This window comes from Janthinobacterium svalbardense (genome assembly GCF_002327145.1).
Taxonomy (GTDB): domain Bacteria; phylum Pseudomonadota; class Gammaproteobacteria; order Burkholderiales; family Burkholderiaceae_D; genus Janthinobacterium; species Janthinobacterium tructae.
Map to the genome: position 1 here is coordinate 745654 of NZ_CP023422.1, position 22111 is coordinate 767764.

Genomic DNA, 22111 nt, shown 5'->3' on the forward strand with positions numbered 1-22111 from the left:
CCGCCCTTACTTGTCCTGCTTTTCCGGCGTGCTCTTGTCGATCACTTCGCGGCAATCGCCGCGGATGATGGCGTTGTCGTAGTTGGTCCAGCCGTAGCTGTCGACGTAGCGCTTGTGTTGCTTGAAGCGGGGGCTGGCGATGCTCCATTCGGGCTGTTCGCCGGGAAAGCGGATGTCGCCCAGGTCGAGTAGCGTGTGGAACATGTTTTCCGTCGACAATCGCGCCTTCTGATGGCGCTGCAGCTGCGTCACCTTTTCCGGATAGTGCTGCTGGAATTGCGGCGAATACCAGACGAAGGCGGGCACGTGGAATTCGAATTGCGTGTTGTGGCCATGGAAGGCCAGGCGGCAGGTGCCGTCGTACAGGGTCTGGCCATGGTCGGCCACGTAGACGAGCGAACTGCGCAGGGCGGTGCGCTGGCCATCGTCCTTCAGCATGCCGATCACGTTCGACAGGAACCAGTCCGTGTACAGGATGGAACTGTCGTAGCTGTTGTTGAGCTGTGGCTTGATGGCCGTGTCCGTGTAGACGGGCTTGTCGATGCCGAACAGCGACGGTTGCCACTTGTCGAAGGACTTCGGATAGCGCTGGCTGTAGTTCCAGTGGCTGCCCAGCGTGTGCAGCACGATGAGTTTTTTCGGCGCCGGGTCGGCCAGCGCATTTTTGAACGGATCGAACAGGATCTGGTCTAAGTTGGAACTGTTGGTAAAGCCGCCCAGGTTCAAAAATTGCACCACGTCCGCTTCCTTGGCAAACACGGACACGGGCGTGTCGAACTGGCCGAAGGAAATCTGGTTCGACAGCCAGTAAGTCTTGAAGCCCGCTTCCTTGTAGGCGGTGATAAAGGATTTTTCCGAGAAGCCATCCTTGAGGCTTTGCGTGGCCGGCTTGCGCGAGATGATGACGGGCACGGACAGGCGCGTGGCGGAAACGGCCGTGATGACGTCGGCCAGCGGCACCAGGTTGGCTTCCTGTTTCAGCAGGGGATTGGTGTCGCGTTCGTAGCCATTCAGGCTCCAGCGGTCGTAGCGCGACGATTCGCCGATCACCATGACCACCACTTCCGGATGGGCATCGGGCTGTTGCTGGTGCGCGCCGAAACGGAAGCGGCTGCTTTTCTGTCCCAGCTCGGCCAGGTACTTGCGTTCCTTGTAGAAATCGAAGCCACGCGCGGCCAGGCCGAAGGGCCAGGAATTGCTGATGGTGTCAAAGGCGTACGGCAGGCGCGCCCAGTGGGGCAGGCTGGGCCAGCCCAGGCCCGTTTCGTCGGCGCCGGCGATGCTGGCGTTCTCCGGCTTGCTGCTTTCCTCGTCTTCTTCGGCCGTGTCGTCTTCGGCGGAGCTGGCGTCGCCGAAGCCGGAGGCGCCCGCCTTGCCGCTGGCCGACGGCCCGCTGGCCTTGGCCGAGGCGGGGACGCCATGCAGAACCTTGGCCTCGAAACCGAATTCGTAGCCATACCACCAGAAGCCGCCCAGCAGGAGCAGCAGCACGAAGGCGGCCGGGCGCGTCTTGCCGCGCCAGTCCAGCTCGCGCGTGCGCGTGGCGGCATACAAAGCCAGACCGCACCAGGCGATCACGCCCAGCATGACGGCGCCCATCAGCCACACTTTTTGCCCGAGGAATTCCATCGCTTCCTTGGGGCTGGTTTCGAAGATGATGCCCAGGTGGTGCGTGGAAATGCCCTGGCCATAGAAAATGAACAGGTAGATTTCCGTCGGCAGGGCCAGGAAGGCGGGCACCAGCAGCCAGTGGAACCAGGCGGGACGCTTGAACACGCTCCAGACGGCCAGCCAGGCCAGCAGCTCGAAGGTGAGCATCTGCCACGGATGCTCGAGCGCACGCCCCAGCAGCGCGGGGACGAAGGGTACGGCCGTCAGCAAGGCATACGTCAGGAGCAGGAACAGAGTGGCAGGGCGAAGCAAGGAGCGCATAAGGGGGGGGTGGGAGGGCCGCGAAAAATGTCCGCTATTATCAATCCTTTTGTTGTCTTGCGGTCGTACAAGAATGCGCGCGTCCGATGCTTGGTTGTAGAGAAAGAGTGCCAAATCATCAAGCACCAGGAGGTGCAAGCGTCCACGCGCCGCAGCCAAAGATTAGTCAAAATGCCACAAAATCACCTCTTTTTTGCCTTTTTTTATAGCAAAAAGCGGTAAACCGATTGACCCCCTGTAGCACAAGGTCTAGACTAGCGAGTTCTCGATTTTATTCTGCTCATCGTTTACGCATTACCTGGCATTTCATGGCCGCTCCTTATCGAGTGGCTGCGGGCGCCTCCGGTGCGCAGTAGATGACAGTGGGACGAGGTTTTAGTCGCCGGGCATCTTGCCCGGGTTATTAATCGTAGTTTTTTGTTGGATTTATAACGATGCCAACCATCAATCAATTGATTCGCAATCCACGCGTCGCTTTGACCGTGAAGAGCAAATCGCCGGCGCTGGAAAACAGCCCGCAAAAACGTGGCGTTTGCACACGTGTTTACACCACGACTCCAAAGAAGCCTAACTCGGCTCTGCGTAAAGTCGCTAAAGTTCGCCTGACCAATGGTTTCGAAGTCATTTCGTACATTGGCGGTGAAGGCCATAACCTGCAAGAGCATAGTGTTGTGCTGTTGCGCGGCGGTCGCGTCAAGGATTTGCCGGGTGTGCGTTACCACATGGTTCGCGGTGCTCTGGATACCCAAGGCGTCAAAGACCGTAAGCAATCGCGTTCGAAGTACGGTACCAAGCGCGCTAAAGCAGGCAAGAAGTAATAAGTTGTACGCAGCAAACCCAAGTTTCGCTCAGTGGCAACTAGCTAAGTGAATGTAGTCGACCGCATCTGGTCGAGTAAGTGGAAGACTATGATGGTCGTCCGCGAGTGTGCGAAGAACGCGCGCTCAACTGAAGATTGAAAGGAATTGATATGCCACGTCGTCGTGAAGTACCCAAGCGCGAAATTTTGCCAGATCCAAAATTCGGCAACACTGATGTCGCTAAATTTGTAAACGTGCTGATGCTGTCCGGTAAGAAATCGGTTGCAGAAAACATCATCTACGGTGCTTTCGAGCACATCGCAGCAAAATCGGGCAAAGATCCGCTCGAAGTTTTTGTTACCGCAATCAACAACGCCAAGCCGCTGGTTGAGGTGAAATCCCGTCGCGTCGGTGGTGCAAACTACCAGGTGCCGGTCGAAGTTCGCCCAGTCCGTCGTATGGCTCTGTCCATGCGTTGGTTGCGTGAAGCTGCTAACAAGCGCAGCGAAAAATCGATGCCACAACGCCTCGGCGGTGAGCTGATGGAAGCGGCTGAAAGCCGCGGCGGCGCGATGAAAAAACGCGACGAAGTCCATCGTATGGCTGAAGCGAACAAAGCGTTCTCGCATTTCCGCTTCTAATATAAAGCCAGCTGCCGCAAGGTGGCTGTCAAGCATCTGTTGTTCGAGGCCGGGCTCATTTTTGCAAAAAAATGCTGCTCGGTTTTGTCCATTCATTTAGGATTAATTATGGCCCGCAAGACCCCCATTGAGCGCTACCGCAATATCGGTATCTCCGCTCACATCGATGCAGGTAAGACGACCACCACCGAGCGCGTTCTGTTCTACACGGGCGTGAACCACAAGCTGGGCGAAGTCCATGATGGCGCCGCTACCACCGACTGGATGGCGCAAGAGCAAGAGCGCGGTATCACGATTACCTCGGCTGCTGTTACGTGCTTCTGGAAGGGCATGGCAAACAATTTCCCTCCGCATCACATCAACATCATCGACACCCCAGGCCACGTTGACTTCACCATTGAAGTAGAACGTTCGATGCGTGTGTTGGATGGCGCCTGCATGGTTTACTGTGCAGTCGGCGGCGTGCAGCCACAATCGGAAACGGTTTGGCGTCAGGCTAACAAGTACAAAGTGCCACGTCTGGCCTTCGTGAACAAGATGGACCGTACCGGCGCCAACTTCTTCAAGGTCTACGATCAGATGCGTTCGCGTCTGAAGGCCAACCCAGTGCCTATCCAGATACCTATCGGCGCTGAAGACCTCTTTACCGGTGTTATCGATCTGGTCAAGATGAAAGCAGTTATCTGGGATGACGCTTCGCAAGGCATGAAGTTTGAATACGGCGAAATTCCAGCGAATCTGGCGGCTGAAGCTGCCAAGTGGCGCGAAAACATGGTTGAGGCCGCTGCTGAAGCGTCCGAAGAACTGATGAACAAGTACCTGGAAGAAGGCGACCTGACGGAAGCCGAGATCAAGGCTGCTTTGCGTCAGCGTACCATCGCCAGCGAAATCGTTCCAATGCTGTGCGGTACCGCCTTTAAAAACAAGGGCGTACAAGCCATGTTGGACGCGGTCATCGAGTACCTGCCATCGCCAATCGACATTCCACCTGTCCCAGGTCTGGACGAGGACGAGCAGCCAGTTGAACGTGCTGCTGACGACAATGAGAAATTCTCGGCATTGGCGTTCAAGATCGCAACCGATCCGTTCGTGGGTCAGCTGTGCTTCATCCGCTGCTATTCGGGCACGTTGAATTCGGGCGATTCGGTCCTGAACTCCGTGAAGCAGAAGCGTGAGCGTATTGGCCGTATCGTGCAGATGCAAGCCAATGAGCGCGAAGAAATCAAGGAAATGCGCGCTGGCGACATCGCTGCCGTCGTGGGTCTGAAAGACACCACCACTGGCGATACGCTTTGCGACGAAAAGGCAAGCGTCGTTCTGGAGCGCATGGTCTTCCCTGAGCCGGTGATTTCGCAGGCAGTCGAGCCAAAAACCAAGGCCGACCAGGAAAAAATGGGCCTGGCGCTGAACCGTCTGGCAGCAGAAGATCCATCGTTCCGCGTGCGTACCGATGAAGAATCGGGCCAGACCATCATCGCCGGTATGGGCGAGTTGCATCTGGACATCATCGTTGACCGCATGAAGCGCGAATTCAACGTTGAAGCGACCGTCGGCAAGCCACAAGTGGCTTACCGCGAAACGATCCGTAAAGTGTGCGAAGAGTCGGAAGGCAAATTCGTCAAGCAATCGGGTGGTCGTGGTCAATACGGTCACGTGGTTCTGAAGATCGAACCGCAAGAACCGGGCAAGGGCTTCGAATTCGTTGACGCGATCAAGGGCGGTACCGTTCCTCGCGAATACATCCCTGCAGTTGAAAAAGGTGTGCGCGACACGCTGACTTCGGGCGTGATGGCTGGTTATCCAGTTGTTGACGTGAAAGTCACGCTGTTCTTCGGTTCGTACCATGATGTTGACTCGAACGAAAATGCATTCCGCATGGCCGCTTCGATGGCATTCAAAGATGGCTGCCGCAAAGCATCGCCAGTCATCCTGGAGCCGATGATGGCCGTGGAAGTGGAAACGCCGGAAGACTACGCCGGTACCGTGATGGGCGATCTGTCGTCGCGTCGCGGTATGGTGCAAGGCATGGATGAAATTGCTGGTGGTGGCGGCAAGATCATCAAGGCCGAAGTGCCTCTGTCGGAAATGTTCGGTTACGCCACATCGTTGCGTTCGTCGACCCAAGGTCGTGCGACTTACACGATGGAATTCAAGCACTATGCTGAAGCACCTAAGCATGTGACTGAAGCGATCGTAAGCTCGAAAGCTAAGTAATAGAAGTTCCGGGCCGGCTTTCACGAGAATGCCGGTCCCTACATTTAAATCATTGTTCTAAGGAAGAATAAAATGGCAAAAGGTAAATTCGAACGGACCAAGCCGCACGTCAACGTCGGCACCATCGGCCACGTCGACCACGGTAAAACCACGCTGACCGCTGCAATCGCAACGGTTCTGTCGAAGAAATTCGGCGGCGAAGCTAAAGCATACGACCAGATCGATGCAGCACCAGAAGAAAAAGCGCGCGGTATCACGATTAACACCGCCCACGTCGAGTACGAAACGGCAGCGCGTCACTACGCGCACGTTGACTGCCCAGGCCACGCCGATTACATCAAAAACATGATTACCGGTGCTGCGCAGATGGACGGCGCGATCCTGGTATGCTCCGCAGCTGACGGCCCAATGCCACAGACCCGCGAACACATCCTGCTGGCCCGCCAAGTTGGCGTTCCATACATCATCGTGTTCCTGAACAAGTGCGACCTGGTCGACGACGCAGAGCTGCTGGAACTGGTTGAAATGGAAGTGCGCGAGCTGTTGTCGAAGTATGAGTTCCCTGGCGACGACGTGCCTATCATCAAAGGTTCGGCACGTATGGCGCTGGAAGGCAAAGAAGGCGAAATGGGCGTTGACGCAGTGCTGCGTCTGGCCGATGCTCTCGATTCCTACATCCCAACGCCAGAGCGCGCTGTTGACGGTGCTTTCCTGATGCCAGTGGAAGACGTGTTCTCGATCTCGGGTCGCGGTACCGTTGTGACCGGTCGTATCGAGCGCGGCATTGTCAAAGTCGGCGAAGAGATCGAAATCGTCGGTATCATCGATACCGTCAAAACGACTTGCACCGGCGTGGAAATGTTCCGCAAACTGCTGGACCAAGGTCAAGCAGGCGACAACGTTGGTCTGCTGCTGCGCGGCACCAAGCGTGAAGACGTGCAACGTGGTCAAGTGTTGGCCAAGCCAGGCTCGATCAAGCCACACGCCCACTTCACCGGCGAGATCTATGTTCTGTCGAAAGACGAAGGCGGCCGTCATACGCCATTCTTCAACAACTATCGTCCACAGTTCTACTTCCGCACGACGGACGTAACCGGTTCGATCGAGTTGCCAGCAGACAAAGAAATGGTCATGCCAGGCGATAACGTGTCGATCACCGTCAAGCTGATCAACCCGATCGCGATGGAAGAAGGCCTGCGCTTCGCTATCCGTGAAGGCGGTCGTACCGTCGGCGCTGGTGTTGTTGCAAAAATCCTGGCTTAATTCTTAAGCCTGCATAAAAGAAGACGCGTCGTCGCCCGGCGCCCTTCTTTTTATTCAACTGGCGGGGTTGGCAAGCATTTTGGTGCTATCATGTCGACCCTGACGGTTGTTGCGTCAGAAATTCCCGTATGACCTCATTGCCGTGCAGACTGCACGGTTCGTTCTTTTAAGGAAATATCATGTCGGCACCAAACCAAAAAATCCGTATCCGCCTGAAGGCTTTCGATTACAAACTGATCGACCAGTCCGCTCTGGAAATCGTTGAAACCGCGAAGCGCACCGGCGCTGTCGTCAAAGGCCCAGTACCACTGCCTACCCGTATTCAACGTTTCGATGTGCTGCGTTCCCCGCACGTCAACAAAACTTCGCGCGATCAGTTCGAGATCCGTACGCACCAACGCCTGATGGACATCGTTGACCCAACGGACAAAACCGTTGACGCGCTGATGAAGCTGGACCTGCCAGCTGGTGTTGATGTTGAAATCAAACTGCAATAAGAGTTTCAAGGGCGGCTGACAATACCGTAGCATCAGGTGTTGACAGCTGTTCCAGGCCGGCGGGGTGTCCCGCTGCCTGATGATGGGGCCGGGCCTGCTCACAATCGTGAGTGCGCCCGGCCCCATTGCTATTGGTGCATGGCGAACATTGGCGGCTGCGCCGTACGCATGCAAAATCGCTTTACAGTGCTGAGGCTGGACGATAAAGTTGCCGCATGCTTAATGCCCTCGATACCCATCTGTTAAATGCGACTCCACGTCTGCGCTTGCGCGGCTGGCCGCGCTTCCTGACCGAATTCCTGTATTTCGGCATCAAGGAGGCGAGGGCGTGCCTGTTCGTCGGGCTGTTTTTTGCTGCCGTGTTCCTGGTGCCGCGCGCCGGCCTGTTCGGCTTGCCGCGCTATGACGTGCTGCTGCTGGTAGCGCTGGCGATCCAGGTTGCCATGGTATGGAGCGGGCTGGAAACGTGGGATGAGTTGAAAGCCATCTGCCTGTTTCATGCGGTCGGCTTCGCGCTGGAAGTGTTCAAGGTCTCGGGGACGATCCAGTCGTGGAGCTATCCCGACTTCGCCTATACCAAGGTGTTCGGCGTGCCCCTGTTTTCCGGCTTCATGTATGCGGCCGTCGGCAGCTACATCATCCAGACCTGGCGCCTGCTCGATATGCGCATACGCCACCATCCGCCGTACTGGATGGCGGTGCTGATCGCGCTGCTCATCTACGCCAACTTCTTCACCCATCACTACATCGGCGACTACCGCTGGTATCTTGCCGCCTGCGCGCTGGGCTTGTACGCGCGCACCAGCGTGGTGTTCCGTCCGCTCGACCGCGACCGCAGCATGCCCTTGCTGCTCGGTTTTGTGCTGGTCGGCTTCTTTATCTGGCTGGCCGAAAACATCAGCACCTTCTGGGGCGTGTGGCGTTATCCAAACCAGCTTGGTGCCTGGTCGGTGGTGCATGTCAGCAAATGGAGTTCATGGTCGCTGCTGGTGGTGATGACGTTCACCATCGTGGCCCACCTCAAGCACATCAAGGCCAGCATCCACGTCGCCCAGCCGTAGGCCGGGCCCCGGGAGTCTCTTATTACAGGCTGGCCGCCACCGCGTCGAAGCGATTGCCGAGTGCCGCCTGCGGGCTGCCTTGCAGCTGCCTGGCGTACTGGCGCAGCACTTCCGCCGAATACGTGCGCGAGGCGGGCGACAGCTTCGGCAGCAGCGGCAGCACTTTCTCCAAGTATCCCGTGCCTTCCTGCCACTTGCCTTGCGCCGCCAGCGCCGACGCCAGCTCCACCATGCGACGGCCGACGCGCGCATCGCTGCGTGGCTGCGCCGCTTCTTCCGTGGCCAGGGCTTGCCGGTACAACTGCTCCGCCTCGGCATTCTTGCCCTGCAAGCGCTTGATGCGGCCCAGGTTGTACTGGCGCTGCGAGAGGATATCCGCGCTGGCCCCGGCCTGCTCGGCGCTGCGCAGCGCCTGTACGCAAGCTAGTTCCGCTTCGCCAAACTGGCCTTTGAGCTCGGCCGCGTTGCAGGCGTCGTGTTGTGCGTTGGAAGTGGTGAGCGTCGCTGGCGCCGCGCAAGCGGCCAGCAGGCTGACAGCGCATAGCAGGCTGATGGTATGGTTCTTCATAGTCTCCTCGGACGGGTGTTGGACGCGGTGTATCAGTGGAGTCATGCTGCGATAAATATACTATAAGTTTTTTGGGGCGGGTGGCTTTTTGGCGGCGCACCGCAAGGCGCGCGATTGACGCCGCTTGTGTGCTTCAGGGATACTCCGGGTCTGTCCACTAATGCGTGCCGCCGCCATGTCCAAGACTGTCCTGATCGTGGAAGATGAACAGGCGATTGCCGACAGCATCGCCTATGCCTTGCGCACGGACGGCTTTACGCCGCGCCATGTGATGTTGGGCGAGCAAGCCCTGGCCGCGCTACGTCCAACGCCCGGCGAAGCCGCGCAGATGCCCGTTCTGGTGGTGCTCGACGTGGGCTTGCCCGACATGAGCGGGCTGGAAGTGTGCCGCCGGCTGCGCCAGTTTTCCGAGGTGCCGGTGATCTTTCTGACGGCCCGCAGCGATGAGATAGACCGTATCGTCGGCCTGGAAATCGGCGCCGATGATTACGTCACCAAACCGTTTTCGCCGCGCGAACTGGTGGCGCGCATCCGCGTCATCCTGCGCCGCGCAGGTGCCGTTCAGGTGCCGCGCGAGACTGGCATGACGATAGCCGCACCTGTCGCCGCGACCGCGCCGGCGCGCTTCGAATTGCGCGCGCTGGAGGCGAAAGTGCTGTTTCACGGCCAGACGCTGGACCTGACCCGCTATGAATACCTGTTGTTGAAAATCCTGCTCGAGCATCCCGGCCACGTGCTGTCGCGCGCGCAGCTGATGGCGCGCGTGTGGAGCGGGGCGCCCGACACGCTCGAGCGTACCGTCGACGCGCACGTCAAATCGCTGCGTGCCAAGCTGCGCGCCATCGATGCGCAGGCCGACCCCATCCACACCCACCGTGGCCTCGGCTACAGCCTGGCCGGCGCATGAAGATCGGCCTGCGCATCCTGCTCGGCTACTTCCTGATCGTCGGCCTGGCCGCGTGGTTCTTGCTGAACGTCTTCATGGAGCAGGTCAAGCCGGGTGTGCGCTCGACCCTGGAAGATACCTTGGTCGATACCTCGCAACTGCTGGCCAGCCTGGTGGCGCCCGATGTGAAGGCGGGCACGCTGGCACAGTCGCCCGTGGCCGAGCGCATGCAGGACTATGCGCGCCATGGCGTGGACGTCAATATCAATGGAGTGCGCAAGCGCACGCTCGACTACCGCATCACCATCACGGACCGGCACGGCATCGTGCTGTTCGATTCCAGCGGCCGCGACGTGGGGCGCGACTATTCGCGCTGGAATGACGTGTATCTGACCTTGCAGGGCAAGTATGGCGCGCGCAGCACGCGCAGCCGGCCCGACGACGAGATGTCGACGGTGATGCACGTGGCCGCGCCGATTCGCGACGGCAATGCAGTGATCGGCGTGCTGACGGTGGCCAAACCGAATGCCAGCGTGCAAGCCTTTGTTGAACGCAGCCAGCGCAAGATATTGCAGCGCGGCGCCATCCTGTTGCTGCTGTCGTTGCTGATCGGCCTGGCATTCGCCTGGTGGCTGCACCATGCGCTGGGCAAGCTGATGCATTACATCGGCGACGTGGAAGCAGGGCGCAAGGTGGCGCTGCCGGCGCTGGGCAGGAACGAGATCGGCACTCTGGGGCGGGCGCTGGAGGCGATGCGCACGCGCCTGGAAGGCAAGGAATATGTGGAGCAGCTGATGCACACCCTGGCGCATGAATTGAAAAGCCCGATCGCCGCCATCCAGGCATCGGCCGAGCTGCTGCAGGAAGACATGCCGCCGGCCGAACGGCGCCAGTTCCTCGCCAGTATCCTGGAACAGAATGCGCGCCAGCGGCAGCTGATCGACAAGCTGCTGGCCCTGGTGCGCGTGGAGAAGCAGCAACGGCTGGAGCATCCCGAGCGCATCGCGCTGGGGCCGCTGCTGGCGCAAGTGGCGCAGGACGCGGCCGCCACCCTGGCGGCGCGCGGCGTGCGCCTGCAGGTGCAGGCGGACGAGGCGAGTGTGGCGGGCGACGCCCTGTTGCTGCGCCAGGCGCTGGGCAACCTGCTCGACAACGCGGCCGGCTTCGCGCCACCGGGCAGCTGCATCGAGCTGACGGCGCAGCGCCAGGGCAGCCAGCTGGAAATCGCCGTGCGCGACCGCGGTGAGGGCATCCCCGCGTATGCGCTGGAACGTATCTTCGAGCGCTTTTATTCCCTGCCGCGCCCGAGTACTGGCAAGAGCACGGGCCTGGGCCTGCCCTTCGTGCGCGAGGTCGCCTCCCTGCATGGCGGCACGGTCGAGGTGCTCAATCATCGCGATGGCGGCGCCTGCGCGCGCCTGTGCCTGCCCCTGGCTTAGCCTGCATTTATTTCCAGACTTCACACGCAGCGCATCATCAGCGCACATGATTTTTCTACACTGGCCGCCTTACTTCAAGGATGCGCCATGCAAAAAACTCTCTTCGTCAAAGCGTTGATCGTGTTCGGCCTGATGTTGCTGATCGGCCTGCCTCTGCTGATGATTCAGGAAACGATCAAGGAACGGATGGAATTCCGCCAGGAAGCCGTCAACAGCATCGCCGCCGATTCGGTGCGCGAACAAACCATCATCGGTCCCATCCTGGTGATCCCCTACACGGAGCAATATGAAGAGCGCGTGGAAGTGGCCAAAGGCGATGACAGGGACGCGAAAGCGCCTGTGCGCACGGAGTTGCTGCACCGCACGGTGCAACGCCGCTTGCTCGTGTACCCGAACAACCTGCTGATCAATGGCAGCATCGATGCGGACCGCCGCTACCGCGGCATCCACCAGGTGCTGGTGTACAGCGGCCAGCATGCCTTCAAGGGCGACTTCACGCTGCCGGCCGTCGGCCAGCTGCCGCGCAAGTCGCCGGACTCGCGCATGACCCTGGGCACGCCTTTCGTCGCGCTATCCATCGAGGACGTGCGCGGCATCCGTAATATCCCGAAAATCGACTGGGGCGGCCAGAAGATCGAGTTCGAGCAGGGCACCGACTTGTTTGCCTTCCGCAGCGGCCTGCACGCGCCGCTGGGCGCCATGCCGCTGGCGCAAGCGCAACAGGTGAAATTCAGCTTTGACCTGGGGCTGGACGGTATCGAACGCCAGCATTTCGTGCCGGTGGCGAAAAACAGCCAGGTCAGCATCAAGTCGAACTGGCCCCATCCGCAGTTTGGCGGACGCTTCCTGCCGTCGCCGAAATTCCGCCAGATCAACGCCGATGGCTTTCAGGTCGAGTGGAGCATCTCCTCGCTGGCGACCAATGCCCAAACGCAGCTGAACACGATCGAGGGGGAATTCAAGGTGCCCGACAGCGCGCCGCTGGGCCAGGTGGACCGTTTCAGCGTGGGCTTCATCGAGCCGGTGAACGTGTATTCGCAATCGGATCGGGCCACCAAGTATGGCTTGCTGTTCGTGGCGCTGACCTTTGCCGCCTTCTTCATCTTTGAAATCCTGAAGAGCCTGCCGATCCACCCGGTGCAGTACTTGCTGGTGGGCTTGTCGCTGGTGATCTTCTTCCTGCTGCTGGTGGGCCTGGCCGAGCACATCGCCTTCCTCGCCGCCTACCTGATCGCCAGCGCCGCCTGTATTGCGCTGACCAGCTTTTATCTGGCGCACGTGCTGCACAATGCCTGGCGCGGGATCGGCTTCGGCCTGGCGCTGACGGCGCTGTATGGCGCCCTGTATGGCTTGCTGAGCTCGGAAAACAATGCGCTGGTGATGGGCAGCATCCTGTTGTTCGCCGTGCTGGCCGCCATCATGGTGGCGACGCGTAAAGTTGACTGGTATCAAGTGGGCAAGGGCGCAGTGGCGCCCGCTGCAGAGCCGCATGAATAGGCGATGTATGCTACATTAGCCGACCTTTGCAGCGCCGCCGGCAACTGTCGCAGAGGCGGCGCGCAACACTTTGACATACCTCGTGTTAACTTGTTGCGTCAAGGGTTTTTGTGCTATATACTAGTCGGCTTCGGTATGGATTCGTCTTTTTTGGATCCTACGTTACTTTGTAGTTAAACAAGCCCCGCCCAATCGCAGGTGGGAATGGAGAAAAAATGAGCCTAGGCCTTCTCGGTCGCAAGGTTGGTATGATGCGCATTTTCACGGATGAAGGGGATTCGATCCCGGTCACCGTGTTGGACGTATCGAACAACCGTGTTGCGCAAATCAAAACCCCTGAAACAGATGGCTACTCCGCTGTTCAGGTCGCATTCGGTCAACGTCGCGCTTCCCGCGTGACCAAAGCTGTTGCTGGTCATCACGCTAAAGCTGGTGTTGAAGCCGGTACTCTGTTGAAAGAGTTCCGTGTCGATGCTGCTAAAGCCGCTGAACTGAAAGCTGGCGATGTTGTCGCTGCTTCCCTGTTCGAAGTCGGTCAAAAGATCGACGTGCAAGGCGTTACCATTGGTAAAGGCTATGCAGGCGTTATCAAACGTTATCACTTCTCTTCTGGCCGTGCAACGCACGGTAACTCGCGTTCGCACAACGTTCCAGGTTCCATCGGTATGGCACAAGATCCAGGTCGCGTTTTCCCTGGTAAGCGCATGACCGGTCATCTGGGTGACGTTAACCGTACGATCCAGAACCTCGTGATCGCCCGTATCGATGCCGACCGTCAGCTGTTGCTGGTCAAAGGCGCGATTCCAGGTGCGAAAAATGGCCAGGTAGTTGTCTCGCCAGCCATCAAAACCAAAGCCAAGAAGGGAGCTTAAACGATGGAACTCAAGCTTCTGAATGCGCAAGGTCAAGCCGCCTCGAACGTTGCTGCAGCCGATACGATTTTCGGCCGTGACTACAATGAAGCGCTGATCCACCAAGTCGTCATCGCGTATCAAGCGAATGCACGTAGTGGTAACCGCAAGCAAAAAGACCGTGAAGAAGTTCACCACACGACGAAAAAGCCATGGCGCCAAAAAGGTACCGGCCGCGCTCGTGCTGGTATGTCGTCGTCGCCACTGTGGCGCGGCGGTGGTCGGATTTTCCCGAACTCGCCTGACGAAAACTTCACCCACAAAGTGAACAAAAAGATGTATCGCGCAGGTATCTGCTCGATCCTGTCGCAGCTGGCTCGCGAAGAGCGCCTGATCGTCATCGACGATCTGACGATCGACGCGCCAAAGACCAAGCTGTTGTCGCAAAAATTGAACGGCCTGGGCTTTGATTCGGTTCTGATCATCACCGACGTTCTGAACGAAAACCTGGAACTGGCATCGCGCAACCTGCCTAACGTACTCGTCGTTGAGCCACGTCACGCAGACCCGATGTCCCTGGTGTTCTACAAGAAGATCCTGGTCACCAAAGCTGCATTGGCCAAGATTGAGGAGATGCTGGCATGAGCGCGATTTTGAAACATAGCGAAGAACGCTTGATGAAGGTGCTGTTGGCGCCCGTGATTTCCGAGAAGGCCACCATGGTCGCGGAAAAGAACGAGCAAATTGTATTCCGCGTACTGCCGGATGCAACCAAGCCTGAAATCAAGGCAGCGGTCGAACTGCTGTTCAAGGTTGAAGTCCTGTCCGTGCAAACTGCAAACCGCGAAGGTAAGCAGAAACGCACCGGCAAGTTCAACGGTCGTCGTAACCATACCAAGCGTGCTTTCGTGTGCCTGAAGCCTGGCCAGGAAATCAACTTCTCCGAGGAGGCTGCATAATGGCACTCGTTAAGATGAAACCAACCTCGCCAGGCCGTCGCGGCATGGTAAAGGTGGTGAACCCAGACCTGTACAAAGGTCGTCCGTTCGCTGCCCTGGTTGAAAAGAAATCCAAGACCGCTGGTCGTAACAACAACGGTCACATCACCACCCGTCATATCGGTGGTGGTCATAAGCAACACTATCGCTTGATCGACTTCAAGCGCACCAAAGATGGTATTCCAGCGAAAGTGGAACGTATCGAATACGATCCAAACCGCACCGCGAATATCGCTCTGCTGTGCTACGCCGACGGCGAACGTCACTACATCATCGCAACCAAAGGCATGGCCGTTGGCGACAGCGTGATGAACGGTTCGGAAGCACCGATCAAATCGGGTAACTGCTTGCCAATCCGTAACATCCCAGTCGGTACCGTGATGCATTGCGTCGAAATGCTGCCAGGTAAAGGTGCCCAAATGGCACGTACCGCTGGCGCTGGCGTTGTGCTGATGGCACGTGAAGGTACCTATGCTCAAGTGCGTCTGCGCTCGGGTGAAGTACGTCGCGTGCACATCGAGTGCCGTGCAACGGTTGGTGAAGTCGGTAATGCCGAGCACAGCCTGCGTAAAATCGGTAAAGCTGGCGCGATGCGCTGGCGCGGTGTTCGTCCTACCGTTCGCGGTGTGGTCATGAACCCGGTCGATCACCCGCACGGTGGTGGTGAAGGTAAAACAGCAGCTGGTCGTCATCCAGTTTCGCCATGGGGCCAACAGACCAAGGGTAAGAAAACACGCAGCAACAAGCGTACGACTTCCATGATCGTCTCGCGCCGCGGCAAGAAATAAGGGGTAGCACATGACACGTTCATTGAAAAAAGGGCCGTTCTGTGACGCCCACCTGGTGAAAAAAGTTGAAGCCGCGCAAGCAGCCAAAGACAAAAAGCCAATCAAAACCTGGTCGCGTCGTTCGACAATCATGCCTGACTTTATCGGCCTGACGATCGCGGTTCATAACGGCAAGCTGCACGTGCCGGTTTATGTTTCCGAAAACATGGTTGGTCACAAGCTCGGCGAATTCGCACTGACCCGTACGTTCAAGGGTCATGCAGCTGACAAAAAGGCTAAGAAATAATGGAAACTAAAGCTATCCTCAAAGGTGTGCGCCTGTCGGACCAAAAGGGCCGCCTGGTTGCTGACCTGATCCGTGGCAAGAAAGTTGACGCTGCACTCAACATCTTGCAATTCAGCCCGAAAAAAGGTGCTGCGATCATCAAACGTGTTCTGGAATCCGCTATTGCGAATGCCGAGCACAATGATGGTGCGGACATCGACGAATTGTTCGTGAAAACGATCTACGTCGAAAAGGGCCCGGTCCTGAAGCGCTTCACCGCGCGTGCAAAAGGCCGTGGCGACCGTATTTCGAAACAATCCTGTCACGTTTACGTGACTGTCGGTAACTAAGGAGCCACGATGGGTCAGAAAATTCATCCAACCGGTTTCCGTCTGGCGGTCACCCGTAACTGGGCTTCGCGCTGGTATGCAGGCAACGGTAATTTCGCTGCCATGCTGAACGAAGACTTGAAAGCACGTGCTTACCTGAAAAAGAAACTGAAGAACGCATCCGTTGGTCGCATCGTTATCGAGCGCCCAGCCAAGAACGCGCGCTTCACGATCTACAGCTCGCGTCCAGGCGTGGTCATTGGTAAAAAAGGCGAAGACATCGAAGTACTGAAGTCCGCGCTGACCAAGATCATGGGCGTACCTGTTCACGTGAACATCGAAGAAATTCGCAAGCCAGAAATCGACTCGCAACTGATCGCCGATTCGATCGCTCAGCAGCTGGAAAAACGGATCATGTTCCGCCGCGCCATGAAGCGTGCAATGCAAAATGCAATGCGCCTGGGTGCTCTCGGTATCAAGATCATGTCGTCCGGCCGTCTGAACGGTATCGAAATCGCGCGTAAAGAGTGGTACCGCGAAGGCCGCGTGCCTCTGCATACCCTGCGCGCCGATATCGACTACGGTACCAGCGAAGCGTCGACCACCTACGGCATTATCGGTGTCAAGGTGTGGGTATACAAAGGTGACCGCGCGCCTAACGGCGATGCGCCAGTCATCGATACCCCAGCTGACGAGAAGAAAAGCCGCGGCCCACGCCGTGACGATGGCAAGCCAGCTGGCCGTCCGCGTCCAGCCGGTGCCGGTGCGAAACCATCCACAGCACCAGGTGCACGTGTGCGTACCGCCGCTAAACCGGCCGCCGCAGCAGCACCAGCTGAGAAAGCAGGAGAATAATCATGCTGCAACCAGCACGCAGAAAGTATCGTAAAGAGCAGAAAGGCCGTAATACCGGTATTTCGCACAGCCGCGGCACCGCCGTGTCGTTTGGCGAATTCGGTCTGAAGGCAGTTGCGCGCGGTCGTATCACTGCGCGTCAAATTGAAGCGGCGCGTCGTGCAATGACGCGTCACATCAAGCGCGGTGGCCGTATCTGGATCCGTATTTTCCCGGACAAACCGATTTCGAACAAACCGGCTGAAGTCCGTATGGGTAACGGTAAGGGTAATCCTGAGTACTACGTCGCTGAAATTCAGCCAGGCAAAGTACTGTACGAAATGGATGGCGTTGATGAAGCGCTGGCACGGGAAGCTTTCCGTCTTGCCGCCTCTAAACTGCCACTGGCTACGACGTTTGTCGTACGTCAAGTCGGCCAATAATTGGAGTTGAATATGAAAGCAACTGAACTCCGCGGCAAAGACCAGCCAGCTCTGCAAAAAGAGCTGAATGACTTGTTGAAGGCACAGTTCGGCCTGCGTATGCAAATCGCTACGCAGCAGCTGAGCAACACTTCGCAGCTCAAGAAGGTACGCCGCGATATCGCGCGTGTGAAGACGGTAATGAATCTGAAGGAAGCCAAATGAACGAACCAGTGAAACAGTCGCTCAAGCGCACGCTGATCGGTAAAGTGGTTTCGGACAAGATGGACAAGACCGTTACCGTTCTGATCGAGCGCCACGTAAAACATCCTTTGTATGGCAAGATCATCATGCGCTCGAACAAGTATCACGCGCATGACGAGACCAACCAAGTCAAGGCCGGTGATACGGTCGAGATCCAGGAAGGTCGCCCGATCTCCAAAACGAAGGCATGGACGGTGACACGTGTGGTTCAAGCCGCACCAACCGTTTAAATAAAAACCACCGCTTCGGCGGTGGCTTTTAATTAGTACTTGCAGGCCCGCAAATTGTATGTAATACTTGCGGGCTTCGTTCATGTAACGCCGCAAAGTGTCTGGTCACAGACAGTAGCATTCGCGGTCAGTTAATGTATGAAGGTCATGCACCCAAACAGTGAAGCCCAGCAGGGCGGCTCTGGCGGGACCAAGACTGACCGTGGGTCTACATTGTGTGGATTCTTCGGCTTAAGTTGGGAAAGAGAATACTATGATTCAAACTGAAAGCCGGCTCGAAGTGGCTGACAATACCGGTGCCAAAGAAGTAATGTGCATCAAGGTATTGGGCGGCTCCAAGCGCCGTTATGCTGGCATTGGCGATGTGATCAAGGTAACCGTTAAGGTTGCTGCGCCACGTGGCCGTGTCAAAAAAGGTGAAATTTATAACGCCGTGGTTGTGCGCACCGCTAAAGGTGTTCGCCGCCAAGACGGTTCCCTGGTGAAGTTCGACGGCAACGCCGCCGTTCTGTTGAACGCCAAGCTGGAACCGATCGGTACCCGTATTTTTGGACCTGTCACACGCGAACTGCGTACTGAGAAGTTCATGAAAATCGTGTCCCTGGCACCGGAAGTCCTGTAAGGAGTCGTAATGGATAAGATTCGTAAAAACGACGAAGTCATCGTTCTGACCGGGAAAGACAAGGGCAAACGTGGTGTGGTACAGCAGCGTATCGATGCTGAACATATCGTGGTTGACGGCATTAACATCGCTAAAAAAGCGACTAAGCCAAACCCGATGACTGGCGTAACTGGTGGTATCGTCGATAAGACCATGCCAATTCACGTGTCCAACGTTGCATTGTTTAATGCAGCGACTGGCAAGGCAGATCGCGTGGGTTTCAAAGAAGTGGACGGCAAGAAAGTTCGCATCTTTAAATCCTCCGGCGAAGTAGTGAAGGCTTAAGAAATCATGGCACGTCTCCAAGAATTCTATAAAGAAAAAGTCGTTGCCGACCTGACCAGCAAGTTTGGTTACAAGTCGGTAATGGAAGTTCCACGCCTGACCAAAATCACCCTGAACATGGGTGTTGGTGAGGCAATCGCGGATAAAAAAGTTCTCGAGCACGCAGTTGCTGACTTGACCAAGATCGCCGGCCAGAAGCCAGTGACCACCAAGTCCCGCAAAGCGATCGCAGGCTTCAAAATCCGTGAAGGTTACCCGATCGGTACGATGGTCACCCTGCGCGGCGCTCGCATGTACGAGTTCCTGGATCGCTTCATTACCGTGGCTCTGCCACGCGTACGCGATTTCCGTGGTGTGAACGGCCGTGCATTTGATGGTCGTGGTAACTACAACATCGGTGTCAAGGAACAGATCATTTTCCCTGAAATCGAATACGACAAGATTGACGCGTTGCGCGGTATGAATATCAGCATCACGACAACCGCTAAGACCGATGACGAAGCCAAAGCTTTGCTCGCCGCCTTTAAATTCCCTTTCAGGAACTGATCATGGCCAAACTGTCACTGATTAATCGTGAGATCAAGCGTGCTGACCTGGTGGCGAAATTCGCCCCTAAGCGCGAAGCTCTCAAGGCCATCGTCGATGATCAATCGAAATCGGAAGAAGAGCGCTACGAAGCTCGCCTGAAATTGCAGGCGCTGCCACGTAACTCGAACCCGACGCGTCAACGTAATCGTTGCGCCATCACCGGTCGTCCGCGCGGCACATTCCGTAAATTCGGTCTGGGTCGTATCAAGCTCCGTGAATTCGCCATGCGTGGTGAAATTCCGGGTATGACAAAAGCAAGCTGGTAATAGGAGAATATGCAATGAGTATGAGCGATCCTATCGCCGATATGCTGACCCGCATTCGCAATGCACAAGGCGTGCAAAAGACGACCGTGGCCATGCCATCGTCGAAAGTCAAAATTGCGATTGCCAGCGTCCTGAAGGACGAGGGTTACATTGAAGATTTCGCTGTTACCGAAGCTGGTGGCAAAGCGGAACTGAAAATCGGTTTGAAGTATTATGTTGGCCGTCCCGTTATTGAGCGCTTGGAGCGCGTGTCCCGTCCGGGTCTGCGCGTCTACAAGGGTAAAGACGAGATCCCTGTTGTGATGAATGGCTTGGGTGTGGCGATCGTGTCGACTCCGCAAGGCGTCATGACTGACCGCAAAGCACGCGCTACCGGTGTCGGCGGCGAAGTTATTTGCTACGTGGCTTAAGGAGTTACACATGTCTCGAGTAGCTAAAATGCCTATCGTAGTGCCAGCTGGCGCCGAAGTCGCCATCTCCGCACAAGCGATCACCGTAAAAGGCCCGCTGGGCGTACTTTCCCAGGCCCTCACCGGCCAGGTCAAAGTAGAAAACAATGCAGGAACCCTGAGTTTCGACGTGGCGAACGACAGCCGCGAAGCCAATGCCATGTCCGGCACGCTGCGCGCACTGGTCAACAACATGGTTGTTGGCGTCACCAAGGGTTTCGAGAAAAAGCTGAACCTGGTAGGCGTGGGTTACAAGGCGCAAGCTCAAGGCGACAAGTTGAATCTGTCCCTGGGTTTCTCGCACCCTGTAGTGCATGACATGCCAGCTGGCGTTACCTGCGCAACACCAACCCCGACCGAGATCCTGATTAAAGGTATCGACCGTCAACAGGTTGGACAGGTAGCCGCTGAAGTTCGTGCTTACCGCGCTCCTGAGCCTTATAAAGGCAAGGGCGTTCGCTATGCGGACGAAGTGGTTAAGCTTAAAGAAACCAAGAAGAAGTAATTAGGGGCTGACGATGGATAAGAAAGAATCACGGCTTCGCCGCGGACGCCAAACCCGCATCAAGATTGCGGAATTGAAAGTAAATCGCTTGTCGGTGCATCGCACCAACCTGCACATTTACGCCAACCTGATCAGCCCGGATGCAAAAATCCTGGTTTCGGCCTCGACGGCTGAAGCGGAAGTTCGCGCTGAACTGGCAGGCCAATCCGGCAAAGGCGGCAATGCCGCTGCTGCAGCCTTGATCGGCAAGCGCGTCGCTGAAAAAGCGTTGAAAGCAGGGATTACCGAAGTTGCGTTTGACCGCTCCGGTTTCCGTTACCACGGCCGTGTGAAAGCGTTGGCAGAAGCCGCACGCGAAGCCGGTCTGAAGTTCTAAGGATCAATCATGGCAAAAATGCAAGCAAAAATGCAAAGCGACAAGCCGGATGATGGCATGCGCGAAAAAATGATCGCGATCAACCGCGTGACCAAAGTGGTCAAGGGTGGTCGTATCATGGGTTTCGCCGCGCTGACCGTAGTTGGTGATGGCGATGGCCGCGTCGGCATGGGCAAGGGCAAATCGAAAGAAGTGCCAGTTGGCGTGCAGAAGGCAATGGAAGAAGCCCGTCGCAACCTGATCAAAGTACCGCTTAAAAACGGTACCTTGCATCACACGGTTGTTGGTCGTCACGGCGCCTCCAAGGTCCTGATGAACCCAGCTAAGCCTGGTACTGGCGTGATCGCTGGTGGCGCCATGCGCGCTATCTTCGAAGTGATGGGCGTGACGGACGTGGTGGCGAAATCCACCGGTTCGAACAACCCATACAACCTGGTACGCGCTACGCTGGACGGCCTGTCGAAAATGAGCACTGCTTCCGATATCGCTGCCAAACGCGGCAAGTCGGTTGAAGACATTCTGGCTTAAGGTGGACAAAATGACAAACACAGTCAAAGTGCAATTGGTCAAGGGCTTGATCGGTACGCGCGAATCGCATCGCGCTACCGTGCGCGGTCTGGGTCTGCGTCGTGTAAATTCGGTTTCCGAATTGCAAGACACCCCATCCGTACGCGGCATGATCAATAAAGTATCGTATCTCGTTAAAGTTGTCGGGTAAGCCTTCGGGCTTACACGAACGGAGCAAATCATGGAATTGAATACTATTGCACCAGCCGAAGGCGCTAAGCACTACAAGCGTCGCGTCGGTCGCGGTATCGGCTCCGGCCTGGGTAAAACCTCGGGTCGTGGTCACAAAGGTCAGAAATCGCGTTCGGGCGGCTTTCATAAAGTCGGTTTCGAAGGCGGTCAGATGCCTCTGCAACGCCGTCTGCCTAAGCGCGGTTTCAAATCGATGCACGCAACCTTCAAAGCTGAAGTGCGCCTGTCCGATCTGAACAACCTGGCGGTTGGCGATGTCGACATTCTGGTCTTGAAGCAAGCTGGCGTTCTGGGCGTGTTGGCCCGTGACGTGCGCGTGATCTTGTCCGGCGAAATCACCAAAGCGGTGAATTTGAAGGGCTTGAAAGTGTCCGCTGGCGCGAAAGCCGCCATCGAAGCAGCCGGCGGCTCGGTAGCCTGAGTTGACCGCTAACAGCTTGATC

The 22111-nt window shown here is 57.0% G+C and carries 31 protein-coding genes; 29 read left to right on the top strand and 2 right to left on the bottom strand.

Annotated elements, in window-relative coordinates; genetic code table 11:
- Nucleotides 1-6: 6 nt before the first annotated feature.
- Complete coding sequence (locus CNX70_RS03180) at nt 7-1932, bottom strand: phosphoethanolamine transferase (RefSeq protein ID WP_167389603.1); 1926 nt, start codon at nt 1930-1932, stop codon at nt 7-9.
- A 434-nt stretch (nt 1933-2366) separates the two neighbouring features.
- Between CNX70_RS03180 and rpsL the strand changes: the two genes are divergently transcribed.
- The 6 genes from rpsL to CNX70_RS03215 all read left to right on the top strand — a co-directional run bounded on the left by rpsL (nt 2367) and on the right by CNX70_RS03215 (nt 8408).
- Nucleotides 2367-2750, top strand: coding sequence for a 30S ribosomal protein S12 (gene rpsL / locus CNX70_RS03190; protein WP_010394376.1), 384 nt, complete (start codon nt 2367-2369; stop codon nt 2748-2750).
- A gap of 152 nt (nt 2751-2902) precedes the next feature.
- The gene (rpsG, locus tag CNX70_RS03195) at nt 2903-3373 is read left to right on the top strand and encodes a 30S ribosomal protein S7 (protein ID WP_065310159.1); all 471 of its coding nucleotides are present in this window, start codon (nt 2903-2905) and stop codon (nt 3371-3373) included.
- Between the two features lie 108 nt (nt 3374-3481).
- Entirely contained in the window at nt 3482-5587 is a 2106-nt protein-coding gene (gene fusA, locus CNX70_RS03200; RefSeq protein ID WP_096233419.1) for an elongation factor G, read from the top strand.
- A 72-nt stretch (nt 5588-5659) separates the two neighbouring features.
- Nucleotides 5660-6850: an elongation factor Tu gene (gene tuf, locus CNX70_RS03205; RefSeq protein WP_096233366.1), complete on the top strand. Its 1191-nt coding sequence runs from the start codon at nt 5660-5662 to the stop codon at nt 6848-6850.
- A gap of 179 nt (nt 6851-7029) precedes the next feature.
- Complete coding sequence (gene rpsJ, locus CNX70_RS03210; RefSeq protein WP_010394389.1) at nt 7030-7347, top strand: 30S ribosomal protein S10; 318 nt, start codon at nt 7030-7032, stop codon at nt 7345-7347.
- A gap of 215 nt (nt 7348-7562) precedes the next feature.
- On the top strand, nt 7563-8408 hold the full coding sequence (locus tag CNX70_RS03215; RefSeq protein WP_096233421.1) for a DUF817 domain-containing protein: 846 nt from the start codon (nt 7563-7565) through the stop codon (nt 8406-8408).
- 22 nt (nt 8409-8430) lie between these two features.
- Here the strand turns inward: CNX70_RS03215 and CNX70_RS03220 are convergent, their stop codons facing one another.
- Nucleotides 8431-8976: a tetratricopeptide repeat protein gene (locus tag CNX70_RS03220; protein WP_096233423.1), complete on the bottom strand. Its 546-nt coding sequence runs from the start codon at nt 8974-8976 to the stop codon at nt 8431-8433.
- A 175-nt stretch (nt 8977-9151) separates the two neighbouring features.
- On the opposite strand from CNX70_RS03220, the gene creB reads away from it, so the two are divergent.
- The 23 genes from creB (at nt 9152) to rplO (ending at nt 22089) form a co-directional block, all read left to right on the top strand.
- Nucleotides 9152-9883: a two-component system response regulator CreB gene (creB, locus tag CNX70_RS03225; protein ID WP_096233425.1), complete on the top strand. Its 732-nt coding sequence runs from the start codon at nt 9152-9154 to the stop codon at nt 9881-9883.
- The gene (creC, locus tag CNX70_RS03230; RefSeq protein ID WP_096233427.1) at nt 9880-11301 is read left to right on the top strand and encodes a two-component system sensor histidine kinase CreC; all 1422 of its coding nucleotides are present in this window, start codon (nt 9880-9882) and stop codon (nt 11299-11301) included. The genes creB and creC overlap by 4 nt, the downstream gene beginning before the upstream one ends.
- 87 nt (nt 11302-11388) lie before the next feature.
- Nucleotides 11389-12798, top strand: coding sequence for a cell envelope integrity protein CreD (gene creD / locus CNX70_RS03235; protein ID WP_096233429.1), 1410 nt, complete (start codon nt 11389-11391; stop codon nt 12796-12798).
- Between the two features lie 215 nt (nt 12799-13013).
- Nucleotides 13014-13670 carry a 50S ribosomal protein L3 gene (gene rplC, locus CNX70_RS03240; protein WP_071079769.1) on the top strand — a complete coding sequence of 219 codons (657 nt, stop codon included), beginning with the start codon at nt 13014-13016 and terminating at the stop codon, nt 13668-13670.
- A gap of 3 nt (nt 13671-13673) precedes the next feature.
- Entirely contained in the window at nt 13674-14294 is a 621-nt protein-coding gene (rplD, locus tag CNX70_RS03245; RefSeq protein ID WP_034753197.1) for a 50S ribosomal protein L4, read from the top strand.
- Nucleotides 14291-14608 (top strand): 50S ribosomal protein L23, encoded by a 318-nt coding sequence (gene rplW / locus CNX70_RS03250; RefSeq protein ID WP_010394398.1) that lies wholly within the window; start codon nt 14291-14293, stop codon nt 14606-14608. Before rplD ends, rplW begins: the two co-directional genes overlap by 4 nt.
- The gene (rplB, locus tag CNX70_RS03255; protein WP_010394400.1) at nt 14608-15435 is read left to right on the top strand and encodes a 50S ribosomal protein L2; all 828 of its coding nucleotides are present in this window, start codon (nt 14608-14610) and stop codon (nt 15433-15435) included. Before rplW ends, rplB begins: the two co-directional genes overlap by 1 nt.
- A 10-nt stretch (nt 15436-15445) precedes the next feature.
- Nucleotides 15446-15721 carry a 30S ribosomal protein S19 gene (gene rpsS / locus CNX70_RS03260; RefSeq protein WP_008444295.1) on the top strand — a complete coding sequence of 92 codons (276 nt, stop codon included), beginning with the start codon at nt 15446-15448 and terminating at the stop codon, nt 15719-15721.
- On the top strand, nt 15718-16050 hold the full coding sequence (gene rplV, locus CNX70_RS03265) for a 50S ribosomal protein L22 (RefSeq protein ID WP_170840583.1): 333 nt from the start codon (nt 15718-15720) through the stop codon (nt 16048-16050). The genes rpsS and rplV overlap by 4 nt, the downstream gene beginning before the upstream one ends.
- Before the next feature lie 9 nt (nt 16051-16059).
- Nucleotides 16060-16884, top strand: a complete 825-nt coding sequence (gene rpsC, locus CNX70_RS03270; RefSeq protein WP_034753199.1) for a 30S ribosomal protein S3 — start codon at nt 16060-16062, stop codon at nt 16882-16884.
- Between the two features lie 2 nt (nt 16885-16886).
- On the top strand, nt 16887-17306 hold the full coding sequence (gene rplP, locus CNX70_RS03275) for a 50S ribosomal protein L16 (RefSeq protein WP_017877854.1): 420 nt from the start codon (nt 16887-16889) through the stop codon (nt 17304-17306).
- Nucleotides 17307-17318: 12 nt separating this feature from the next.
- Complete coding sequence (gene rpmC, locus CNX70_RS03280) at nt 17319-17510, top strand: 50S ribosomal protein L29 (RefSeq protein ID WP_071079768.1); 192 nt, start codon at nt 17319-17321, stop codon at nt 17508-17510.
- Complete coding sequence (gene rpsQ / locus CNX70_RS03285) at nt 17507-17779, top strand: 30S ribosomal protein S17 (protein WP_010394415.1); 273 nt, start codon at nt 17507-17509, stop codon at nt 17777-17779. Before rpmC ends, rpsQ begins: the two co-directional genes overlap by 4 nt.
- 253 nt (nt 17780-18032) lie before the next feature.
- Entirely contained in the window at nt 18033-18401 is a 369-nt protein-coding gene (gene rplN, locus CNX70_RS03290) for a 50S ribosomal protein L14 (RefSeq protein WP_008444317.1), read from the top strand.
- A gap of 9 nt (nt 18402-18410) precedes the next feature.
- Nucleotides 18411-18725, top strand: coding sequence for a 50S ribosomal protein L24 (gene rplX / locus CNX70_RS03295; protein ID WP_034753204.1), 315 nt, complete (start codon nt 18411-18413; stop codon nt 18723-18725).
- A 6-nt stretch (nt 18726-18731) separates the two neighbouring features.
- Nucleotides 18732-19271 (top strand): 50S ribosomal protein L5, encoded by a 540-nt coding sequence (rplE, locus tag CNX70_RS03300; protein WP_010394421.1) that lies wholly within the window; start codon nt 18732-18734, stop codon nt 19269-19271.
- Nucleotides 19272-19273: 2 nt separating this feature from the next.
- Nucleotides 19274-19579, top strand: a complete 306-nt coding sequence (gene rpsN / locus CNX70_RS03305) for a 30S ribosomal protein S14 (protein ID WP_010394423.1) — start codon at nt 19274-19276, stop codon at nt 19577-19579.
- A 14-nt stretch (nt 19580-19593) separates the two neighbouring features.
- Nucleotides 19594-19989: a 30S ribosomal protein S8 gene (gene rpsH, locus CNX70_RS03310; RefSeq protein ID WP_010394425.1), complete on the top strand. Its 396-nt coding sequence runs from the start codon at nt 19594-19596 to the stop codon at nt 19987-19989.
- A 10-nt stretch (nt 19990-19999) separates the two neighbouring features.
- Nucleotides 20000-20533, top strand: coding sequence for a 50S ribosomal protein L6 (rplF, locus tag CNX70_RS03315; RefSeq protein WP_034778281.1), 534 nt, complete (start codon nt 20000-20002; stop codon nt 20531-20533).
- Between the two features lie 13 nt (nt 20534-20546).
- Nucleotides 20547-20909: a 50S ribosomal protein L18 gene (gene rplR, locus CNX70_RS03320; protein WP_071079767.1), complete on the top strand. Its 363-nt coding sequence runs from the start codon at nt 20547-20549 to the stop codon at nt 20907-20909.
- Nucleotides 20910-20918: 9 nt separating this feature from the next.
- On the top strand, nt 20919-21437 hold the full coding sequence (gene rpsE, locus CNX70_RS03325) for a 30S ribosomal protein S5 (RefSeq protein WP_010394433.1): 519 nt from the start codon (nt 20919-20921) through the stop codon (nt 21435-21437).
- 10 nt (nt 21438-21447) lie between these two features.
- On the top strand, nt 21448-21627 hold the full coding sequence (gene rpmD, locus CNX70_RS03330) for a 50S ribosomal protein L30 (protein ID WP_010394435.1): 180 nt from the start codon (nt 21448-21450) through the stop codon (nt 21625-21627).
- Nucleotides 21628-21657: 30 nt separating this feature from the next.
- Nucleotides 21658-22089 carry a 50S ribosomal protein L15 gene (gene rplO / locus CNX70_RS03335; protein WP_034753211.1) on the top strand — a complete coding sequence of 144 codons (432 nt, stop codon included), beginning with the start codon at nt 21658-21660 and terminating at the stop codon, nt 22087-22089.
- Nucleotides 22090-22111: the final 22 nt, after the last annotated feature.